This is a genomic window from Pedobacter sp., assembly GCF_041645105.1.
Lineage (GTDB): Bacteria > Bacteroidota > Bacteroidia > Sphingobacteriales > Sphingobacteriaceae > Pedobacter.
The window spans coordinates 275,739-296,416 of sequence record NZ_JBAZQQ010000004.1; the positions used below are offsets into that span (position 1 = coordinate 275,739).

Sequence of the window (20,678 nt, forward strand, 5' to 3'; positions counted from 1 at the left end):
AACTATTTATTATGAACATCATTAATCATTTTTTGCTTAAAAATGTCCTGTTTATAACAGCGGTTATTTGCTTAATGGGATGTAAGCGGTATGAAAATCAGGAGCTTTCTCATGAAACTTCTGGATTAAAAATGCCGAAACGTATGGGAGAAGCCGCTGCTGCGGTTAGTGGAGATGAATTTACAATTGCTGTAATACCTGATACACAGTATTATATAGAGGAATATAATGGTGGGACACCACAAATGTTTTACAGTCAGATTAACTGGATTAAGAACAATCGAATAGGACAAAACATAGTGTATGTAGTAGGGTTAGGTGATATTGTAGACAATGGAGACTTAAAAGCCGGAAGTCCGCCAACCGATAATATTGGCGAATGGAATAAGGCAACAGCTGGTTATTATCAACTTGAAGCGTCTCTTCCTGGACTTCCTCACGGTATTCCTTATGGGATAGCCGTTGGAAATCATGATCAAACATTTCATGAGTATCCACTTGTTAATCCAAATGGAACAACTGAAACTACGAAGTACTTTAATCAGTTTTTTGGTGTAGCTCATTTTGCTGGAAGAGCATACTATGGAGGGAGCTATACTGCTAGAGAAGCCAATAATAATGATAGTCATTATGACCTTTTTAGTGCCGGAGGCAAAGACTTTATTGTGATCTACCTTGAATACGATCAGAAAGTTAATCAATACGGTACCGAACTGGAAACCTGGGCTTATAATTTACTAGGTACTTATTCAGCTAGAAAGGCAATTATTGTTATGCATGCCCTGGCCTCGAACAATGGAACTGTAGGGTCTAATTTAGGCACACCTGCTGTTTTTTATTCGAGAGCACAAGCAGTTTATAATAAGCTCAAATCCCGTAGAAATGTTTTTATGATGCTTGGCGGGCACGTAGCAGGTAATGGAGAGGGATATCGGTTAGATACGTATAATGGTAGAACTGTAAAATCATTTGTATCGGGTTATCAGGGACGGATTAATGGTGGGAACGGTTGGATGAGATTAATCAATATTTCTGTTGCAAAAGACCTGATTAGTATAAAAACTTACAACCCACATTTGGGTACGTACGAAACGGATGCAGATAGTGAATTTAAGGTGCCAATGTTATATAGTCCTACTGCTTCAAGGGTTTTCGATTTTAATAATGATGGAAAATCTCAACTTGGTTTTTACAGCAACGGAGTTTGGAAAATAGCAGGACAACCTATTGTAACTTATGGAATAGCAGGATATATTCCGGTGCCAGCTGATTATGACGGGGATGGTGATACAGATTTCGGGGTATTTAACGCAAATAATGGTAATTGGGCAACAAATGGTGCCCAAAGCATTAATCACGGACAAACCGGGGACATTCCTGTTCCTGCAGATTATAATGGCGATGGAAGGGCTGATATCGCTTTTTGGAGACCATCTAACGCCACCTGGTATGTGCGGGGGATTATTACCGAGCAATATGGAATGTCCAATCATATTCCTGTGCCGGCCGATTATGATGGTGATGGGAAAGTAGATTTTGCTGTATTTAATCCAATCAGTGGTAACTGGGCCTCAACTGCGTTTACGACAGTTAAGTATGGTGAGGAAGGTGATATTCCTGTTCCTGGGGATTATAATGGGGATGGGAAGATGGAGATCGCTATTTTTAGGCCTTCAACGGGAAACTGGGACAGTACTACAATGAGTTACACACATCATGGTCAGGCAGGTGATATTCCTGTCCCAGGGGATTATGATGGGGATGGTAAGACCGATTTGGCAGTATATCGCCCATCCAATCATACTTTGTATATTAAAGATGGGACAACTGTTGTTTTAGGTGCAAGTGGGGATAAAATATTGAATTTGCCGTACCATATCAGAAAGTTTTATTTTCCTTGATAAACTGATAAAACGGATCTAGTGTAAAAGCATAATATTTTGAACTGTCGACAAATTGACGACAGTTCAAAATATTATATCACCTGATAAGCTATAATACTAAAATAATTATGGATATTTTTGTAGAGAAATACAATTATATTCTATTTTGAAAACAGATCTTTTCCTTGTTACTCCTCCCTTTACTCAACTCAATACCCCGTATCCTGCAACCGCATATATCAAAGGTTTTTTGAATACTAAAGGTATTACTTCAACACAAGCTGATTTAGGTATTGAAGTAATTTTGGCTTTGTTTTCAAAGAAAGGTTTGGAAGGTCTTTTTCTACATGCTGAAGCATCATCTGACCAGAAAAAAAGCTTAAATGCAAAGCGGATAATTGCCTTAAAAAACGAGTATATCAAGACAGTTGATGCTGTTATAGCTTTTTTACAAGGTAAAAATCCAACCCTGGCTTTACAGATTTGTCAGGAGGATTTTTTACCTGAAGCATCAAGGTTTGAACAATTGGAAGAACTCGATTGGGCATTTGGTGCAATGGGAACGCAAGATAAGGCTAAGCACCTGGCTACGCTATACCTTGAGGATATTTCAGATTTCATTATCGAATGTGTTGATCCCAATTTTGGTTTTAGTCGTTACGCCGAAAGGTTAGGCAGGAGTGCCAACTCTTTCGATGAGCTTTACGAAGTTTTAAATCAGGATTATACCTATATGGATGAAATTCTGATTAAAATTTTAGAGGAAAGGATTGCTGAGATTCAACCTAAATTATTCTTGATTTCTGTTCCCTTTCCAGGGAATTTGTATGCTGCATTTCGATGTGCACAGTATGTAAAACAACATTACCCTGAAATTAAGATATCAATGGGTGGTGGTTTTCCTAATACCGAACTCCGTTCTCTTTCTGATAAAAGGGTATTCGAGTTTTTCGATTATATCACCTTAGATGATGGAGAATTGCCTATTGAATTGCTTTACGATTCTATCACAAAAGAACAGGCTTTTAAACTTTATAAAAGAACTTTTTTGTTAGAGAATGGGAATGTTATTTATAAAAATGATGCTTTAAGAAGTGATTACAAGCAGTTTGATGTAGGCACACCAGATTATAGCGACTTGCAGCTGGATAGATATATTTCTGTTATAGAAATTGTTAATCCAATGCACCGGATGTGGAGTGATGGGCGCTGGAATAAATTAACAATGGCGCATGGATGTTATTGGGGAAAATGTACATTTTGTGATATCTCTTTAGATTATATCAAGGTTTACGAACCTGTAGCCGCTAAACTTATTGTAGATCGGATTGAAGAGTTAAGCGAAAAAACAGGGCAGAATGGCTTCCACTTTGTAGACGAGGCTGCACCACCGGCTTTGATGCGTGAAGTAGCGCTGGAGATTTTAAGAAGGGGGATTTCTGTAACCTGGTGGACCAATATCCGCTTCGAGAAAAGCTTCACCAGAGATTTATGTCTTTTGCTTAAGGCTTCTGGGTGTATAGCTGTTTCTGGCGGTCTGGAAGTCGCATCGGATAGGTTATTAAAGCTAATTGATAAAGGTGTAACGGTTGAACAAGTTGCTCAGGTAACGCGTAATTTTACGGAAGCAGGGGTGATGGTTCATGCTTATCTGATGTATGGTTATCCAACACAGACTATACAGGAAACAGTAGATAGTCTCGAAATGGTAAGGCAATTATTTGAAGCAGGTATTTTACAATCGGGCTTCTGGCATCAGTTTGCAATGACAGCTCACAGTCCGGTGGGGATGTATCCAGAGAAATTCGGTGTTGTTAAGGAAACCGAAGTAATTGGAACCTTTGCTAATAATGATATTAATTACACCGATAAAACGGGAATAGACCACGATAAGTTTAGCTATGGTTTAAAGAAATCTCTGTTTAATTTTATGCATGGTATCTGCTTCGATTACAAACTGCAGGACTGGTTTGATTTTAAGATTCCTAAAACAACGATCCCATCAGATTTTATTGATCAGGCTTTATTAGGGGAAAATAGGCTGTTAAATACCAAGTCGACAGCTAAAATTGTTTGGTTGGGAGGAATGCCGGAAATGGAGGTCTTTACAAATTATAAAAAAGGTAAATCTCTGGAAATGGTTAATCTGGTTTTTCATGATAAAAAGGAAAGTTTTAGCATTCAGACTACTAAAAATGAAGGAGAATGGTTAATTTCAATTTTACAAAAAATAGCAGTTTCAAATACACAGGTTTATACTTTTCAAGATATTAAAGCAGATTTTGAAACTAAAATGGAGCTTTTTGAACTATTTTGGTATTCAAAACCTATTTATAGTTTAAGAGAGTTTGGACTGTTGGTTTTATAGGTTGTTTATGGCATTGCAGAAGTTATTTACATTATCTGAAAGCTGTATTTTTAATGTTTACTTTGTAATGCCAAATCCAGACAAGGATTGAACGGTAAATGAATCGAACCATAAAATTATATTAATGAAAAAGTATTTTTTTCTTCTCGTTTTTACATTTATTACTTTATCGCTACATGCAAAAATCAGACTTCCAAATATTGTTGGGAGCAATATGGTTTTGCAACAGAAATCGAATACTAAGGTTTGGGGATGGGCATCACCAGGAGAAAAGATTAAAATCACGACCTCTTGGGATAATAAGACTATTGATACAAAAGCTGATGGAAATGCAAACTGGCAAGTCAACATTCAAACACCAGTAGCCGGTGGTCCTTATGTCATAACCTTACAAGGGCAGAATAAAATAGTTCTCGACAATATATTAATTGGAGAAGTATGGATATGTAGTGGGCAGTCGAATATGGAGTGGAGTTTTAACAATGGTGTAAAAACCATTAAAGATGAATTTGCTCAGCTGAGTAAACTAAAAATCAGGTTATTCCATATCCCTAAAACTACGGCTAAAACACCTCAGGATAATGTTGATGGCAATTGGGCTGTAATTGATAGCAATAATTTAAAGGCATTTAGTGCCGTTGGCTATTACTTCGGTAAAAACCTAAATCAGGCAATGGACGTACCCATTGGATTAATTAGCAGCAATTGGGGTGGTACACCTGCTGAAGCCTGGACACCTGATAGTATGGTAGAAAGTAATCCTGTGTTAAAAGAGGCGGCAGCAAAAAATAAACCCAAAGCGAGCTGGCCTGTTAGTCCGGGCTATGCTTATAATGCAATGATTGCTCCATTGGTTAATTTTCAGATAGCAGGTGCCATATGGTATCAGGGAGAAAGTAACACCGAAACTGCATCAACTTATGCGGAGCTGATGAATACCATGATTGCTTCATGGCGTCAAGCATGGAATAAAGACTTCCCATTTTATTATGTGCAAATAGCTCCATATAAATATGGTAATAAAAATATAGGCGCTTTGTTAAGGGAAGCTCAGATCAAAAGTCTTTCTATAAAAAATACAGGAATGGTTGTGGTGTCAGACTTAGTGAACGATACTTTAAATATCCACCCGGTAAATAAAAAGGATGTAGGTATAAGGCTGGCAAATCTGGCAATAGATGAAACTTACGGTCTAAACAAAAGTGCTTCACCTAAAAATCCGCTATTTAAATCTGTTACAATAAAAGGAGCTAATGCAATAATTGATTTTTATAATACTGATACAGGGCTAGAGATTAAAGGCAATACGGTCAGAGAAATCTTTATTGCCGGAACAGATCAGGCATTTTATCCGGCAACAGTAAAAATAAAAGGGAAGACTATTGTGGTTTCAAGTAAGCAGGTAAAAACACCTGTAGCTGTTCGCTATCAATTTAGCAATGCTGGTATTGGTAATTTAATAAGTAAAGAAGGTTTGCCTGTCGCACCATTTAGAACAGATAACTGGGAACTAAGTACAGACAAGATAAAGTAATTATTATTCTCAGTTTTTAATTGTCGGGATGGCGGGATTCGAACCCACGACCTCCAGCACCCCATGCTGGCGCGATACCGGGCTACGCTACATCCCGAATATTCGTTGAATATTTCGGGTGCAATTATATAAAATTTAATCTAAAAGCGCCAAAAGATATAGGAGGAATTTTTGACACATTTTCTATGCTTTAACGGAATTATGTAAGAAAATTACAGAATAGTGTAAATAATCTTAAAAGAGAAAGGGCATGTTTGTGGCAATGAAAAGACTCGTTGTCATATTCCTTTCTATGTTATACGTTGTAATGTCTTCGGGCTTTACAATGTACACACATTTTTGCAATGGAATACAACAAGGAAAAGCTTTTTCAATCAATGAGCAGCCTGATAGACCTTGTAATATCTGTGTTGTAAAAAATAAACAGCAGAAGAAAAAGAAGGGATGTTGCAAACATAAATCGGAACTTGTTAAAGTAACTGATTCAGTTAAAAAGGCAGCTAATCAAACAGTTTGCTTAAAGGTATGGGGTGATGTAATTCCTAACAAGACATTGGGTGCAGTTTTCGATATTAATATTGAAAGTCAACTCAAAACGGTTTATACAACCCCTTCAAATGTCCCCATTCCGGGCAATCCAATCTATATTTTAAATTGCGTTTATAGAATTTAGACCGACTTACGGAATTTATTTCAGCATTTATCAATGCTAAAATTCTTTATGTCTTATGTCTAAATATATACACAATGAAACTTAAATTCATTGCGTCTTTTAGTGTGTTATTTGGTTTTGGTCTTTCGGGCTTTTCCCAGGTATTACACCTACAAGATGCGTTAAATCGTTCCATAGAGAACTTTGATCGAATCAAGTCGAAACAGGCCTTATTACAGGCTTCGGAACAAAATATAGCTTATCAAAGGAAACAATTATTGCCAGATCTCACATTGGCAGCACAACAGAGTTTTGGAACAATTAATGCCCAAAATGGACCATTGTATGCTTATGGGGGATTAGGAGCAGCTTCGACTTCTATGCCATTGGCAGAGCAAAACTGGAATGCCGCTTTCGGATCACTCTATTTTGCGAATGTCAACTGGAATGTCTTTACTTTCGGAAAGCTGAAACAAGAAGTTAACGTCGCTAAATCAAAGGAGAAAACCGCTTTTGCAGATTTGGAACAAGAAATCTTTCAGCATCAAATTAAGGTAAGTGCTAATTATCTAAGTCTATTGGCGAGCCAACGTATCAAATATGTACAAGAGAAAAACCTTGACAGAGCAAAGGTATTTCATGAAATCACTGCTACCAGAGCCAATAGTGGATTAATCCCGGAAGTAGAGGCTTCATTAGCTAAGGCTGAGGTATCAAACGCACAGTCACAGCAGATTAAAGCGTATGATAAGGAATTGGAGTTTTCAAAAAATCTGGCTGTACTGTTGGGAGATAAATTTCAACCGTATCAATTGGATAGTTTGTTTAGCACTTCAATACCTTTCATAACTGCGGGACAAACCGCTGAGGTGTTAATTAAACATCCTTTATTGAACTGGCAACAAAGTAAAATCAATCAGAGTGTTCAATCAGAAACTTTGATGCGAAAATATAGATTGCCTGCTATTTCAGCATTTGGAGTGGTTCAAGGCAGAGGTTCTGGTTTTGACTGGAATTATGTACAGGATAATTCTGCTTACTCTTCATCTTATACTAAAGGTGTTGGAATTGATAGAAGTAACTATCTATTGGGCTTAACACTCAGTTGGAATTTAACAAATATCTTTCGTCAAAACAGCAAAGTTGGAGAGCAACAATTTATTACCAAATCATTAATACACGAGCATCAATTGTTAAATGAAGAGCTAAATGCGCAAGCCGCTCTGGCAAAAGCTAAAACTAAAAATGCGGTAGAGAATTTTGAAGAAACCAAAGTGCAGTTGACTGCAGCGCAACAGGCTTATTTGCAGCACAAGGCTTTATATGAAAACGGCCTGACAAACCTGGTAGATTATACTCAAACCCTTTATAGCTTAAACCGTGCAGAAATTGATTTTGAAATAGCTCAAAATAATGTCTGGCAGGCTTTGCTGTTACAAGCCGCAGCACATGGAGATTTAAATGTTTTATTAAACGCTATCCAAAAATAAATCTATGAATTTAATACGTTTTGCACTCCGCAAACCCATATCTATTATGGTGTTAGTGGTAGGATTGTTATTCTTTGGAATACGGTCTGCCAAGGACATTCAGGTAGACATTTTGCCGGAAATGAATTTGCCGGTTGTCTATGTTGCCCATTCGTTTAATGGTTATACACCACAGCAAATGGAAGGATATTTCACAAAAATGTATGTGAATATGATGCTTTTTACCAATGGAATAAAAAGCATAGAAACTAAAAATACGCAAGGCCTTACCTTAATGAAAGTGAATTTTTATGAAGGGACAGAGATCGGGGAAGCCATTGCCCAAATCTCGGCCTTGTCTAATCGTTCACAGGTGTTTCTACCTCCGGGTGCACCACCGCCGTTTATCATTCGTTTCGATGCCTCTTCGCAGCCAGTGGGGCAGTTGGTGTTTAAAAGTCCAACTAAAACAAATAACCAGTTACAGGATATTGCTAACTTTACAGCACGTCCATTTCTGATTGCCATTCCTGGACTAACAACAGCTCCTCCATTTGGAGGAAGTCCACGTACTATCGAGATCAATATTGATCCAAATAAATTAAGGACGCATCAGTTGTCACCAGAGCAAATTGTAGAAGCGATTAGTCGCCAAAACATAACTTCTCCTTCTGGAAATGTGTATATCAACGACCTTAATTATTTAACTCCAACGAACAACACGCTAAAAACGGTTGAGGAATTTGGTGATATCCCTATTTTTAAAGGAACAGTCGATAATGTTTATATCCGAGATGTAGCCACTGTAAAAGATGGTGCAGATATTACAGCCGGATATGCTTTAATTGATGGTAAACGTTCAGTATATATCAATATTGCAAAATCAGGTAAAGCTTCTACTTATGATGTAGTCCAAAACCTGAAAAAGTCAATACCGAATATTCAAAAGAACTTGCCGGATGATGTGAGCATTTCTTATGAATTTGACCAATCAGTGTATGTAATCAATGCTGTAAAAAGTTTGATTATGGAAGGTGTGTTGGGGGCTTTGCTTACTGGTTTAATGGTTATGCTATTTTTACGTGATACCAGGGCGGCGATTATTGTGATTCTGACTATACCAATTTCTATCATTTCTGGAGTATTGTTTTTAAAGCTATTCGGACAAACGATTAACATTATGTCGTTATCTGGATTGGCATTGGCGGTTGGTATTCTGGTCGATGAAAGTACAGTTACGATAGAGAATATCCACCAGCATTTTGCAATGAAAAAATCAAAGGCACAGGCCATTTTTGATGCATGTAAGGAAATAGCTTTTCCAAAATTATTAATCCTCCTTTGTATTCTTGCTGTATTTGCACCAGCGTTTATTATGACAGGTATTCCAGGTTCTTTATTTATGCCATTGGCTTTGTCAATTAGTTTTTCAATGATTGTTTCATTTTTAATGTCTCAAACTTTTGTGCCAATTATGGCTAATTGGTTAATGAAAAACAAACATTCAGCAGCAGATGAAATTAAAGAAACCAGATTTGATAGGTTTAAAAAACGTTTTACGGATTTACTGCAAAGCCTGATGAGCAAAAAGAAGCTGATCGTATTGACGAGTATGATCCTGGTATTAATTGCTGCGGTCTTTATGTATCAATATACAGGAAAAGACGTATTGCCTACTGTTAATTCAAGCCAGTTCCAGGTAAGGATTACTGCACCAGAGGGGACACGCATTGAAAAAACCGAGCAAAAGGTTAAAGCTGTTTTAAAAGAGCTGGACTCCTTATTGGGTAAAGATAATATTGCCATTTCATCAGCCTTTGTAGGGCAACACCCATCAACCTTTGCGGTAAGTCCAATTTACCTTTATAATGCAGGACCGCATGAAGCTTTAATGCAAGTGGCTATGAAAAAGTTTGATGGTAATTCAGATGAGTTGAAAGACAAAATTCGCCATCACATCAAGCAGAAAATGCCAGATTTGAAATTGTCTTTTGAGCCAATAGAGCTGACAGAAAAGATCCTTAGTCAGGGTGCCAATACACCTGTAGAGATTCGGATATCAGGGATGATGAAGAAGATGAATGCTATGACGGCTAATAAATTAATGATGGAGTTGAAGAAACTGGATTATCTAAGGGATGTACAGATTCCTCAATCTATGAATTATCCGGCTTTAGAGATTAATATAGATAGAGCCAGAGCTGCTCAATTGGGCTTAGATGCACAAGATATTGCTAAATCATTAGTTGCAAGTACAGCGTCATCACGCTATACCAGTAAAAATATGTGGGTTGGTGGTATGATGGGAATTGCCTATGATGTACAGGTGCAAATGCCTCAAAATCTGTTAAACAGTAAAGAAGAATTGGCAAATATTCCATTGTCTAAAAACGCTGACCGGCCAGTATTAGGTGATGTAGCAACGATTACGCCAACTAAAACATTGGGAGAAAGCTATAACCTGGGTACTATGGGATATACAACGGTTACTGCTAATGTTCACAAAACTGATTTGGCCAGGGCACAAAAAGATGTTGATGCTGCCATTGCTTCTTTAGGGGAGTTGCCTAAGGGTGTGAACGTAAAAGTAGCCGGAATGATTCCAGTATTGGATGATACAATGGATAGTCTCGCCAACGGTTTATTGATTGCCATCATCGTGATTTTCCTGATGCTTACGGCTAACTTCCAATCTTTCAAAGTCTCTTTTGTAGTTTTAACTACGGTTCCTTTTGTGGTATTAGGTGCATTGCTTTTACTTAAGGCAACTGGTTCAACGATAAACCTGCAATCCTACATGGGAATTATTATGTCGGTCGGCGTATCTATAGCCAATGCGGTATTATTAATTAGTAATGCAGAAACACTTCGTTTAAAAAATGGTAATGCCTTAGAATCGGCCATCGAGGCTGCGGGCTTACGTATTCGTCCAATTATCATGACTACCCTAGCTATGATTGCAGGTATGTTGCCAATAGCGATCGGTTTCGGTGAGGGCGCAGATCAGGTGTCTCCTTTAGCAAGAGCAGTAATCGGTGGATTGTTCGCTTCCACATTTTCAGTGTTGATTATCCTGCCTTTGATTTTTGCCTGGATACAAGGGAAAAGCAAAACGCAATCACCATCATTAGATCCGGAAGACGAAAATAGTATTCACTTTATTAAACAAACAATTAGATCGTAAAAACATGAAGATATTAACATATATATTGGTCGCTACTGCAGCTACTTTATCAGCCTGCAACAATGCCAAGCCAGAAAAGACAAAAGATGTAAAGACTGATAAATCAATGATGATGATGAATCCTTTTGAAAAGGTTACCATTAGTAAAAGTAATCCACTGGTTCAATTGAAGTTGGCAGGGGAATTGGCCCCTGATCAACAAACGGATCTATACGCAAAAGTGAATAGTTATGTAAAGCAGATTAAAGTTGATATTGGGTCGGTGGTAAGTGCCGGGCAGGTATTGATCACTTTAGAGGCGCCGGAGATTCAATCGCAGGTAGCTAGTGCTAAAGCCAAGTGGCAGGCACAAGAAGCAATTTATTTGTCTACAAAATCTACATACGACAGAATGATGAAAGCCAATGAAACCAAGGGGGCTATAGCTAAAGATGCGCTGGATCAGATTACAGCTAGAAAGTTAGCGGATGAGGCACAGCTTAATGCTGCAAAATCAGCTTATAATGAATTGCGTGATATGGATAATTATCTGGTAATTCGTGCCCCTTTTAATGGGGTGGTGACAGAGAAAAATGTGGATTTAGGTGCTTATGTTGGGCCAATGGAAAAAACACCTTTGTTAGTTATTCAAAATACCAAAAAGCTACGTTTAAGTCTCTCTATTCCAGAAGCGAATACACCTTATTTAAAAATAGGAGATACCATTAAATTTAAAATCAGATCTGCTCCGGAAAAGAAATATTTTGCCGTCATTTCAAGAAAGTCAGGGACTCTTGATTTAAAATTACGTTCTGAAAAAATAGAAGCAGATTTCTTAAACGTGAATAAAGAGTTAAAACCTTTTATGGTAGCAGAGACTATGATCGGATTACAAAATACTAAAGCAACATTCTTTGTGCCTAAAACAGCGCTGGTAGAAAGCAGTCTTGGTATTTACGTAATTCGTGTAGAGAATGGGAAGACTAAAAACGTACCTGTGGCCAAAGGCCGTGTAATGCCTGATCAGTTTGAAGTATTTGGTGAGCTAAATGAAGGTGATGAAATTTTGAAAATGGCGAATGAAGAAATGGAGGAAGGTACAAGTATCAAGTAATTAAATAAAAAATAATGGAAAATGCCGTAGATTTCTACGGCATTTTTTTTAAACCTTTAATTGCAACTTGTAAACTCAAATAAGGAATACGACCTTAGCTAAATGAATAATTTTGCTGACGTTAGTCTTAAACGCTATTTAGGATTTGCGTTTTTGTCTGCCTTTTTAATTTCTTGTTCTGTTCGTAAGGATAAAGTTGCTATAAATCAGTTAGATTCAGTTCCTTTTAAAGAACAGGTTGGTGCATTTAATTTACCAGTGGAAATAGCTCCAATTGAAGCACCTTTCCAAATGCCGAAGTTGAAAAGACCAGTTTTTCCTGCCTTAACAAAATTGATTACATCAAATGGAGCTAAGGAAGGTATAATTATAACTAAGGAAATTCAGCAGACTATAGATGAACTGAATGCCAAGGGTGGTGGTACAGCAGTTCTTCCGAAAGGGAAATGGCAAACAGGGCGTATCATTTTAAAAAGTAATGTAAACCTGCATTTAGAAGATGGTGCAGAGTTGTACTTCAGTGGAGAAGTAAAAGATTATCTGCCAGCGGTCTTTACTAGAAATGAAGGCATAGAGGTTATGTCACTAGGTGCATGCATTTATGCCAATGGACAAGAAAATATAGCGCTTACTGGGAAAGGACGATTAATAGGCCCTGCAAAAGGCGGCTCTGTCCGTAAACAAACCATGACCACCCAGGTCATAGAGGGATTTGTAGATCTGAGTAAACCTGTTTCAGAAAGGGTTTATGAAGGAGAAAATGGGAGCCCGGTGCTTCCTCCAATGTTTATTTCGCCTATCAATTGCAAAAATGTATTTATAGAAGGAATCTCATTAGAGAACACAGCGTTCTGGAATATCGTTCCTATATACTGTGAAAATGTGATTATCCGTGGTATAACTGTAAATTCTGTAGGTATTCCGAGGGGGGATGGCATAGACATTGAATCTTCAAGAAATGTATTGATTGAATATAGCACTTTAAGTAGTGGAGACGATTGCTTTACCATTAAAGCGGGACGTGGTGAAGATGGTGTTCGTGTTAATAAAGCATCAGAAAACATTGTAATCCGGTATTGCCTGGCAAGAGAAGGCCATGGCGCAATTACCGTTGGTAGTGAGACAGCAGGAATGATTCGGAACTTATATGTGCATGACTGTGTATTTGAGGAAACTGGAAGCGGGATCAGGTTTAAAACCCGCAGACCCCGAGGTGGTGGTGCTGAAAATATATATTACAACAGAATCAGAATGAATCTTACAGGCAGTGCATTTAATTGGGATATGCTGGGAAGTTCACAACATGTAGGGGAGTTGGCAGATAGACTTCCTGCCAGAACGATTAATGCACTCACTCCCTCGTTTAAAAATATTGTAGCCAGAAATATCGTGGTCGAACGCTCTAGTCAGTTCGTAAAGGTTAATGGCATTCCCGAAAGTCCTTTAAGTAACGTGCTTATAGAATATGCTGATATTAAATCAGGTAAGCTATTTACAGCAAGTGATATAAATGGCTTTACAGTCAAAAATGCAAGAGTTGAAGCGAAAGATTCGGTGATTAGTCTATTAGGGTCACGTAGATTGACTTTTGATGAGGTGGAGTTCATTGTACCTGGTAATGCACTTGAATTATCAGTCGCTTCATCAGAGGAACCTATGTTTATCAACAGTAATCCCAAAACTATTAAACATTAAAAATCAATTAAAAGAAATATGACACAGCAAGATCTATCTGCAACGGAAATAGAAGATTTATTAGGTGAGCAGCATATCGGAACTTCTTATGACACGCCATTAAGAAGCGATGCTTTTGATTTGAGCGATGAGGAGAAGATGAATAAAATAAGTCATCATTTTCGTGAAATTATGCAAACATTAGGACTAGACTTAACTGATGACAGTCTGAATGGAACCCCGGGACGTGTGGCCAAAATGTTTGTAAAGGAAGTTTTTAGTGGATTAAACCCTGCAAATAAACCAGCGATTGCACTCTTCGAGAATAAGTATCAATACAACCAAATGCTGGTTGAAAAGAATATTACACTTTATTCGAATTGTGAGCATCATTTTGTGCCTATTATTGGTAAGGCACATGTGGCATATATTTCATCTGGAAAGGTAATCGGTTTATCTAAGCTAAATCGAATTGTTCGATATTACGCACAAAGACCACAGGTTCAGGAACGCTTAACGATACAGATTGCTAATGAATTGAAGACTATATTGGAAACAGATGATGTGGCAGTATATATTGATGCAGTTCATTTATGTGTGTCTTCAAGAGGCATAAAAGATACCAGTAGCAGTACGATTACCACATCCTTTGATGGAGCTTTTCTGGACGCTAAAAGGAAAGAAGAATTCCTGCAATACATAAGAAACTAAGCATTTAAGTAGTTGAATTCTATATGAAAAATCTTAGTTTGTTTTTGCTTTTTATGCTGTTTGTTATAGCAGGAAAGGCTCAATCTACTTTTGTACGTTTTGCAACCAATAAAGGAAATATCACGGTTATGTTGTATGATGAAACTCCTGCACATAGAGATATGTTCTTAAAATCGATTAAAAGAGGGTTATATAGAAATGCAGAATTTAACCGGGTTATTAAAGATTTTGTAAGTCAGGGTGGTGAATTGGACGATACCATTCTGAATCGGGAAAAGATGAACCCCCAGCTAGGTGTAAAACGGTTCCCCGCCGAAATAAGGCCATCAATATTTCATAAAAAAGGTGCTTTGGGTGCAGGTAGAGATGATAACCCAGGCAAAGCCTCTTATTTTTCACAGATTTATCTGGTGGTGGGAAAGAAGCAAACTGATGATCAGTTAGATGTTATAGAACAGAAAAAGAATAGAAAAATACCTGTTGTGCAAAGAGCCGTTTATAAAACGATAGGCGGTACACCCCACCTCGATCAGGATTATACCATATTTGGCGAAATAGTAGAAGGAATGGATGTTGCTGATGCCATCAATAGGGTTGCTACAGATAAAAATGATGTACCATTAAAAGCAGTTGTTTTTAATGCGGTTGTACTTTCTAAAAAGGAAGCAATAAAACTGAAAAGAAACTAATATCATACATTGTACTCTGGGGCTATTTTGTAAAAAAATGAATATAATAAATTAATAATTATATATTTGCAACCTCAAAACTTACCACCAAATTTTTCATGTTCAAAGATTTAATGAATTGAAAAAGGGAAAGTTATGATGAATTAATAAGTAAAAACAAAATATTTTCAATGGTTAACTTACAATTTACAGAAGCATATTTATTTAAAACTTCCATAGATTGTATTGCATTTTTAACTTTGAGAGCTTAAATAATGAAACAGAAGCCTTAAGCCCGCGGGTTGAAGGCTTTTTAACTTTAAAGACAACCCAAATGCTGAATTTTGTTCTCTTTGGCCCACCGGGTGCAGGCAAAGGCACCCAATCTGAAAAATTGATTGAAAAATATCAATTGATCCACATCTCAACAGGAGATCTTTTCAGAGCACACATTAAAAATCAATCACCACTTGGACAAAGGGTGAGTGCATTAATTGCTGACGGCCAATTGGTACCTGATGAAATTACCATCGCGATGTTGGAAGAAGAAGTGGATAAAAACCCACAGGCTAAAGGATTTATATTTGATGGTTTTCCACGTACAGTTCCACAAGCACAGGCTCTGGATGAGTTTTTAGTGAGTAAAGGAAGTGCTATTGATGGTGTAATTGCATTAGATGTAGATCAGGAAGAGCTGACTAAACGTATTGCACAACGTCAGCTTGAAACAGGTCGTGTTGATGATCAGGCAGATAAACTTCAAAAACGTATTGAAGAATATTTTAGCAAAACTATTCATGTTTTGCCATACTATGAGTCACAAAGTAAATTAAGCAAAGTAAATGGAATCGGAAAAATCGATGATATCTTTGCAGAGCTTTGTGCCGTTGTAGATAAGTACTAGTACAAAAAAACATTACGGATAGCGGGACAAAGCTTTATGCTGCCCGCTATTGTTATTTATAAAAAAACAGAGAAAGATTATGTCGCAGGGTTCCAATTTTGTAGATTATGTTAAAATATGTTGTCGTTCCGGTAAAGGGGGGGCAGGTTCTGCACATTTGCACCGCGACGTAAGAACTGCAACTGGTGGTCCCGATGGTGGTGATGGTGGTCGTGGTGGTCATATCATACTAAGAGGCAACTCGCAGTTCTGGACTCTTCTCCATTTAAAATACCGTAAACATATTATTGCTCCTGACGGTCTTCCTGGATCAAGCGGAACATCAACTGGTAAATCTGGTAAAGATGAAATTCTTGATGTACCACTAGGTACTATTGCTAAAAATGCGGAAACTGGTGAAGTCCTTTTTGAAATTACAGCTGACGGGGAAACTAAAATTCTTACTCCTGGTGGTCGAGGAGGCCTAGGTAATTGGCATTTTAAAACGCCAACTATGCAAACGCCGCGCTTTGCACAACCGGGTGAAGCGGGAAAGGAAGAGTGGATGGTTCTTGAACTTAAAATTCTTGCTGACGTAGGTTTGGTCGGTTTCCCAAATGCGGGTAAGTCTACATTGTTATCGGTCGTTTCTGCTGCTAAGCCAGAAATTGCGGATTATCCTTTTACTACATTGGTGCCAAATTTGGGGATCGTCTCTTACCGTGGAAGTAAGTCATTTGTAATGGCCGATATTCCAGGTATTATTGAAGGTGCATCGAAAGGTAAAGGTCTTGGATATAGGTTTTTACGTCATATTGAACGGAATTCTGTATTATTATTCATGGTCCCTGCTGATACACATAGAAGCATAGCCGAAGAATATGAAATCTTAAAGTCGGAACTGAAAGATTATAATTCAGAGTTGATGCAAAAACCGCATGTTCTTGCGATTACCAAATCAGATATGTTAGATGAAGAATTGAAGGAAGAAATGAAAAAAGAACTTCCAGCAAATGTTCCATCAATTTTTATCTCATCTGTAGCTCAAAAGGGCCTTTTAGAATTAAAAGACATGCTTTGGGAGGCAATAAATAAAGAATAAATATTCCTATTTTTCTAAAAAAATCTTAAGGTTGGTGCCAATAATTTCTTTCCAGCCGGTAGTAAAGCTTTCTTTAGAAAAATTAACATCATCTTTAGATGGAAAGGTCTCCAGCCCCGAATGGGTTAGTTTAACCCTGGTGCCTGTCCCGGCTTCAAACAATTCAAATGTAACTGATGAATTGCCTTCATAATTGTCATAGTTCCAGGTGTAGGTTAATTTTTTACCTTCTTCAGCTTCGGTAACTTTACAGATATGTAAATAGTTTTTATTTTCACTTCCTGCCAGGAACTGGAATTTAAAGCCAATTTCTGGTTTAAAGTTTTCAATGTTAAAATACCATTCTTTCATTTTATTAGCGTCTGTCAGTGCTTCCCATACTTTATTAGCAGAAACGCTAAATGTTCTTTCTATGATTACTGGATCTGTTTTCATCTATCTGTATTTTTTCTTTCAGTTGATGGAACCTTCTGTCAATAGATAATAAAACTCAAAACTATAACAAAGTGTTTTTAATATTTTACATTTTGACATTTGCAAGTTCCATAATTTTGAGTAGGCCAACCGGGATTTAATAAAATTTATTGTTTCTTTGTTTATTGCATTGTATATCACCCTATAGGTATTGCCTGTATAAGTATTTTGTCTTTAAATGGAAACTGGAGAACTTTTAGAAAGTATTTTACCCAAAGCACGTATTAAATCACGTCTGATTGACCTTGTGGCCTATGCGTCTGATGCGGGCTTCTATTATTTACGTCCTAAGGCTGTTGTACAGCCAATTACGGAATTAGAAATCATTGCTTTGTTCAGATTTTCTCATGAAAATCGTATTCCATTAACTTTTAGAACTGGTGGTACCAGTTTATCAGGACAATCTATTACAGATGGGATTCTGGTTGACTTGAGCCAGTACTGGAATAAATTGCAGATTGAGGAGGAAGGAGCAAAGGTACGGGTACAACCAGGTATTACTGGAAGTATGGTAAATGCTTATCTGAAGCGCTATAAAAGAAAGATTGGCCCGGATCCATCAAGCATTGATGCGGCTATGATGGGTGGGATTTTATCCAACAATTCGAGCGGAATGTGTTGCGGTGTAAAGTTGAACTCTTATCATACCACTAAACATATCCGTTTCATTTTACCAGATGGCAAAACTTTTAGTACTGAAAAGCCTGAGGATTATAATCGGTTTGAACAGGATTGTACCGAAATTTACACTGCCATTCAAAGTATGCAGCAACAGCTGAAAAGCAATGCAGAATTATATGATCGGGTGAGGAAAAAGTATGAAACTAAAAATACGGTTGGCTATTCCTTAAACGCTTTTATTGACCATGATCATCCATTGGATGTGCTTGCACATCTTTTAATTGGTGCCGAAGGAACATTGGGTTTTATAGCTGAAGCAGTAATGGAAACTGTGCCTGATTACCCTTATAAAACTACTGCCTTTTTATATTTCCCTGATATGTATGCCGCCTGTCAGGCCATTATACCTTTAACAAATGCTGGTGCTGAGGCTGTTGAGCTGATGGATAGAGCCTCATTAAGGTCTATTGATAGTTTAAAAGGTGTGCCGGAGCGTTTAAAGACTTTACCTGAAACAGCTGCTGCTTTGTTGGTCGAGTTTCAGGCCAATAATTTAGAAGAATTACATGCCAAGACAAACGTATTTATGTCATCGGCTGGTGATTTATCTATGCTGGAGTTTCCGGTATTTACGGAGGATGTAAAGGAACAGGCATTTTTCTGGAAATTGAGGAAAGGTATGTTCCCGGCAGTCGGCGCTGTACGAGCAAGTGGTACAACTGTTATTCTTGAAGATATTGCTTTTCCGGTCGCAAAACTTGGACATGCTATTATTGACCTTCAGGCTTTATTTAAAAAATATGAATACCATGAAGCCATCATTTTTGGTCATGCTAAAGATGGGAATATTCACTTTGTAGTTACCCAGGCATTCCATACGGCTGCAGAAATAGAACGCTATGATTTGTTTTTGCAGGATGTAGTGACACTTGTGGTCGAAACTTACGATGGAACTTTAAAGGCTGAACATGGAACGGGGCGTAACATGGCTCCATTCATTGAAACAGAATGGGGAGGGGAAGCTTATGAGATCATGAAGGCTTTAAAGTCTGTTATTGATCCACAGGGCCTGCTGAATCCGGGAGTCATTATAAATGCAGATAAAAAAGCGCATATCGCAAATTTGAAGCCTTTACCATCTGTGGAAAGTGAGGTGGATAAATGTATAGAATGTGGTTATTGTGAACATAAATGCCCTAGTCGTAATGTAACCTTAACACCAAGACAAAGGATTGTAGTGAGACGGGAGCTTGCAGGATTGAAAGCACAGGGTAACAAACGTGATTTTGATTTGCTGGTTAATGAATACCAATATGATGGATTAGATACTTGTGCCGTTGACGGTTTGTGTGCTACTGCTTGCCCGGTTGATATCAATACAGGCGATCTGGTTAAACGTTTACGCAGGGAAAGTCATAGTAAAACAGCTAACGGACTGGCTGTCATGGTAGCAAAGAATTTTGGAGCTACAGCATTTGTGGTAGGTACAGCTGTTAAGGTTGGGGATGGCATAAACAGCGTTTTTGGTGCATCAACTATGCGAAATATTACTGGTGGACTAAAAAAGATGATTCCTGCGATGCCACTTTGGAGTAATCAATTACAGGCCACAAAAGGTCGGATTTATGGGGATAGTAACGGATCTGTAGTATATTTCCCTACTTGTATCAATCGGATGATGGGCGGTGCCAAGGACAATAAGAAGAGTATGCCTGAAACTTTCATGAGTGTTTCTGCAAAAGCTGGAATTAAAGTATTGGTGCCTGACGATATCAACAGTTCATGTTGTGGACAGCTATTCTCTTCTAAAGGTTATCAGGATGCATATGTTTATACGGCAAATGAAACCGTGAGAAAACTTTGGGCATGGACTTCAGGAGGGAAACTTCCAGTTGTATTGGATGTAAGTTCTTGTACGCATACTTTACAGACTTGCCGTCCGGTGCTTTCTGATCAGAATCGAGCATATTTTGATCAAATGAATATTATAGATAGTATTGATTATCTATATGATCATATCCTTCCTGTATTAAAGGATGTTCGTAAAAAGGATAATATTGTGTTGCATCCTGTTTGTACATTAAAAAAGATGGGATTGGAAACTAAGCTATTCCATATTGCAAGCCATTTTGCACAACAGGTTGATGTTCCTATAAATGCCGGCTGTTGTGGAATGGCAGGGGATAGGGGCTTTTTGTTTCCTGAACTTACGGCGGCGGCAACTGCACCAGAATCAGCTGAAGTAAAAAAGAAAGTATATGATGGCTATTACTCTACTGCCAAAACCTGCGAAATGGCAATGTCTGATGCGGTAAGTAAAAATTATGAGTCAATTTTATATTTGGTTGACGAGTGTTTATAG

Annotated in this window: 14 protein-coding genes and 1 tRNA gene; 13 read left to right on the forward strand and 2 right to left on the reverse strand. The window is 37.8% G+C overall.

The features are described from left to right. Positions 1-11: 11 nt before the first annotated feature. The 3 genes from WC623_RS14540 to WC623_RS14550 all read left to right on the forward strand — a co-directional run bounded on the left by WC623_RS14540 (position 12) and on the right by WC623_RS14550 (position 5,785). Positions 12-1,901 (forward strand): metallophosphoesterase, encoded by a 1,890-nt coding sequence (locus WC623_RS14540; protein WP_372852277.1) that lies wholly within the window; start codon positions 12-14, stop codon positions 1,899-1,901. 148 nt (positions 1,902-2,049) lie between these two features. Continuing rightward, positions 2,050-4,251, forward strand: a complete 2,202-nt coding sequence (locus tag WC623_RS14545; RefSeq protein WP_372852279.1) for a radical SAM protein — start codon at positions 2,050-2,052, stop codon at positions 4,249-4,251. A 124-nt stretch (positions 4,252-4,375) separates the two neighbouring features. Next, entirely contained in the window at positions 4,376-5,785 is a 1,410-nt protein-coding gene (locus tag WC623_RS14550) for a sialate O-acetylesterase (RefSeq protein WP_372852281.1), read from the forward strand. A 23-nt stretch (positions 5,786-5,808) separates the two neighbouring features. On the opposite strand, the gene WC623_RS14555 is transcribed toward WC623_RS14550, so the two are convergent. After that, positions 5,809-5,882: transfer RNA gene (locus WC623_RS14555), tRNA-Pro, on the reverse strand. Between the two features lie 165 nt (positions 5,883-6,047). On the opposite strand from WC623_RS14555, the gene WC623_RS14560 reads away from it, so the two are divergent. The 9 genes from WC623_RS14560 to obgE all read left to right on the forward strand — a co-directional run bounded on the left by WC623_RS14560 (position 6,048) and on the right by obgE (position 17,221). Then, positions 6,048-6,458, forward strand: coding sequence for a hypothetical protein (locus WC623_RS14560; RefSeq protein ID WP_372852283.1), 411 nt, complete (start codon positions 6,048-6,050; stop codon positions 6,456-6,458). Between the two features lie 74 nt (positions 6,459-6,532). Continuing rightward, entirely contained in the window at positions 6,533-7,927 is a 1,395-nt protein-coding gene (locus WC623_RS14565; protein WP_372852285.1) for a TolC family protein, read from the forward strand. 4 nt (positions 7,928-7,931) lie between these two features. Further along, complete coding sequence (locus tag WC623_RS14570) at positions 7,932-11,090, forward strand: efflux RND transporter permease subunit (protein WP_372852287.1); 3,159 nt, start codon at positions 7,932-7,934, stop codon at positions 11,088-11,090. A gap of 4 nt (positions 11,091-11,094) precedes the next feature. Further along, complete coding sequence (locus WC623_RS14575; RefSeq protein WP_372852289.1) at positions 11,095-12,183, forward strand: efflux RND transporter periplasmic adaptor subunit; 1,089 nt, start codon at positions 11,095-11,097, stop codon at positions 12,181-12,183. Positions 12,184-12,285: 102 nt separating this feature from the next. Next, a complete protein-coding gene (locus WC623_RS14580; RefSeq protein WP_372852291.1) occupies positions 12,286-13,878 on the forward strand; it encodes a glycoside hydrolase family 28 protein in 1,593 nt (530 codons plus the stop codon). 18 nt (positions 13,879-13,896) lie between these two features. Continuing rightward, a complete protein-coding gene (gene folE / locus WC623_RS14585) occupies positions 13,897-14,568 on the forward strand; it encodes a GTP cyclohydrolase I FolE (RefSeq protein WP_372852293.1) in 672 nt (223 codons plus the stop codon). A gap of 23 nt (positions 14,569-14,591) precedes the next feature. Continuing rightward, positions 14,592-15,257: a peptidylprolyl isomerase gene (locus WC623_RS14590; RefSeq protein WP_372852295.1), complete on the forward strand. Its 666-nt coding sequence runs from the start codon at positions 14,592-14,594 to the stop codon at positions 15,255-15,257. Between the two features lie 313 nt (positions 15,258-15,570). Continuing rightward, positions 15,571-16,140, forward strand: a complete 570-nt coding sequence (locus WC623_RS14595) for an adenylate kinase (protein WP_372852297.1) — start codon at positions 15,571-15,573, stop codon at positions 16,138-16,140. Positions 16,141-16,219: 79 nt separating this feature from the next. Continuing rightward, positions 16,220-17,221, forward strand: a complete 1,002-nt coding sequence (gene obgE, locus WC623_RS14600) for a GTPase ObgE (protein ID WP_372852299.1) — start codon at positions 16,220-16,222, stop codon at positions 17,219-17,221. A 6-nt stretch (positions 17,222-17,227) separates the two neighbouring features. Here obgE and WC623_RS14605 read toward each other — a convergent pair whose 3' ends face one another. Beyond that, a complete protein-coding gene (locus WC623_RS14605; RefSeq protein ID WP_372852301.1) occupies positions 17,228-17,656 on the reverse strand; it encodes an SRPBCC domain-containing protein in 429 nt (142 codons plus the stop codon). A gap of 217 nt (positions 17,657-17,873) precedes the next feature. On the opposite strand from WC623_RS14605, the gene WC623_RS14610 reads away from it, so the two are divergent. Next, on the forward strand, positions 17,874-20,678 hold the full coding sequence (locus WC623_RS14610; RefSeq protein ID WP_372852303.1) for an FAD-binding and (Fe-S)-binding domain-containing protein: 2,805 nt from the start codon (positions 17,874-17,876) through the stop codon (positions 20,676-20,678).

Excerpts from the sequence above, each read along its gene's own strand:
- WC623_RS14540 (WP_372852277.1), top strand. The coding sequence starts at position 12 with ATGAACATCATTAATCATTTTTTGCTTAAAAATGTCCTGTTTATAACA.
- WC623_RS14550 (WP_372852281.1), top strand. The coding sequence starts at position 4,376 with ATGAAAAAGTATTTTTTTCTTCTCGTTTTTACATTTATTACTTTATCG.
- WC623_RS14560 (WP_372852283.1), top strand. The coding sequence starts at position 6,048 with ATGAAAAGACTCGTTGTCATATTCCTTTCTATGTTATACGTTGTAATG.
- WC623_RS14565 (WP_372852285.1), top strand. The coding sequence starts at position 6,533 with ATGAAACTTAAATTCATTGCGTCTTTTAGTGTGTTATTTGGTTTTGGT.
- WC623_RS14570 (WP_372852287.1), top strand. The coding sequence starts at position 7,932 with ATGAATTTAATACGTTTTGCACTCCGCAAACCCATATCTATTATGGTG.
- WC623_RS14575 (WP_372852289.1), top strand. The coding sequence starts at position 11,095 with ATGAAGATATTAACATATATATTGGTCGCTACTGCAGCTACTTTATCA.
- WC623_RS14580 (WP_372852291.1), top strand. The coding sequence starts at position 12,286 with ATGAATAATTTTGCTGACGTTAGTCTTAAACGCTATTTAGGATTTGCG.
- folE (WP_372852293.1), top strand. The coding sequence starts at position 13,897 with ATGACACAGCAAGATCTATCTGCAACGGAAATAGAAGATTTATTAGGT.
- WC623_RS14590 (WP_372852295.1), top strand. The coding sequence starts at position 14,592 with ATGAAAAATCTTAGTTTGTTTTTGCTTTTTATGCTGTTTGTTATAGCA.
- WC623_RS14595 (WP_372852297.1), top strand. The coding sequence starts at position 15,571 with ATGCTGAATTTTGTTCTCTTTGGCCCACCGGGTGCAGGCAAAGGCACC.
- obgE (WP_372852299.1), top strand. The coding sequence starts at position 16,220 with ATGTCGCAGGGTTCCAATTTTGTAGATTATGTTAAAATATGTTGTCGT.
- WC623_RS14605 (WP_372852301.1), bottom strand. The coding sequence starts at position 17,656 with ATGAAAACAGATCCAGTAATCATAGAAAGAACATTTAGCGTTTCTGCT.
- WC623_RS14610 (WP_372852303.1), top strand. The coding sequence starts at position 17,874 with ATGGAAACTGGAGAACTTTTAGAAAGTATTTTACCCAAAGCACGTATT.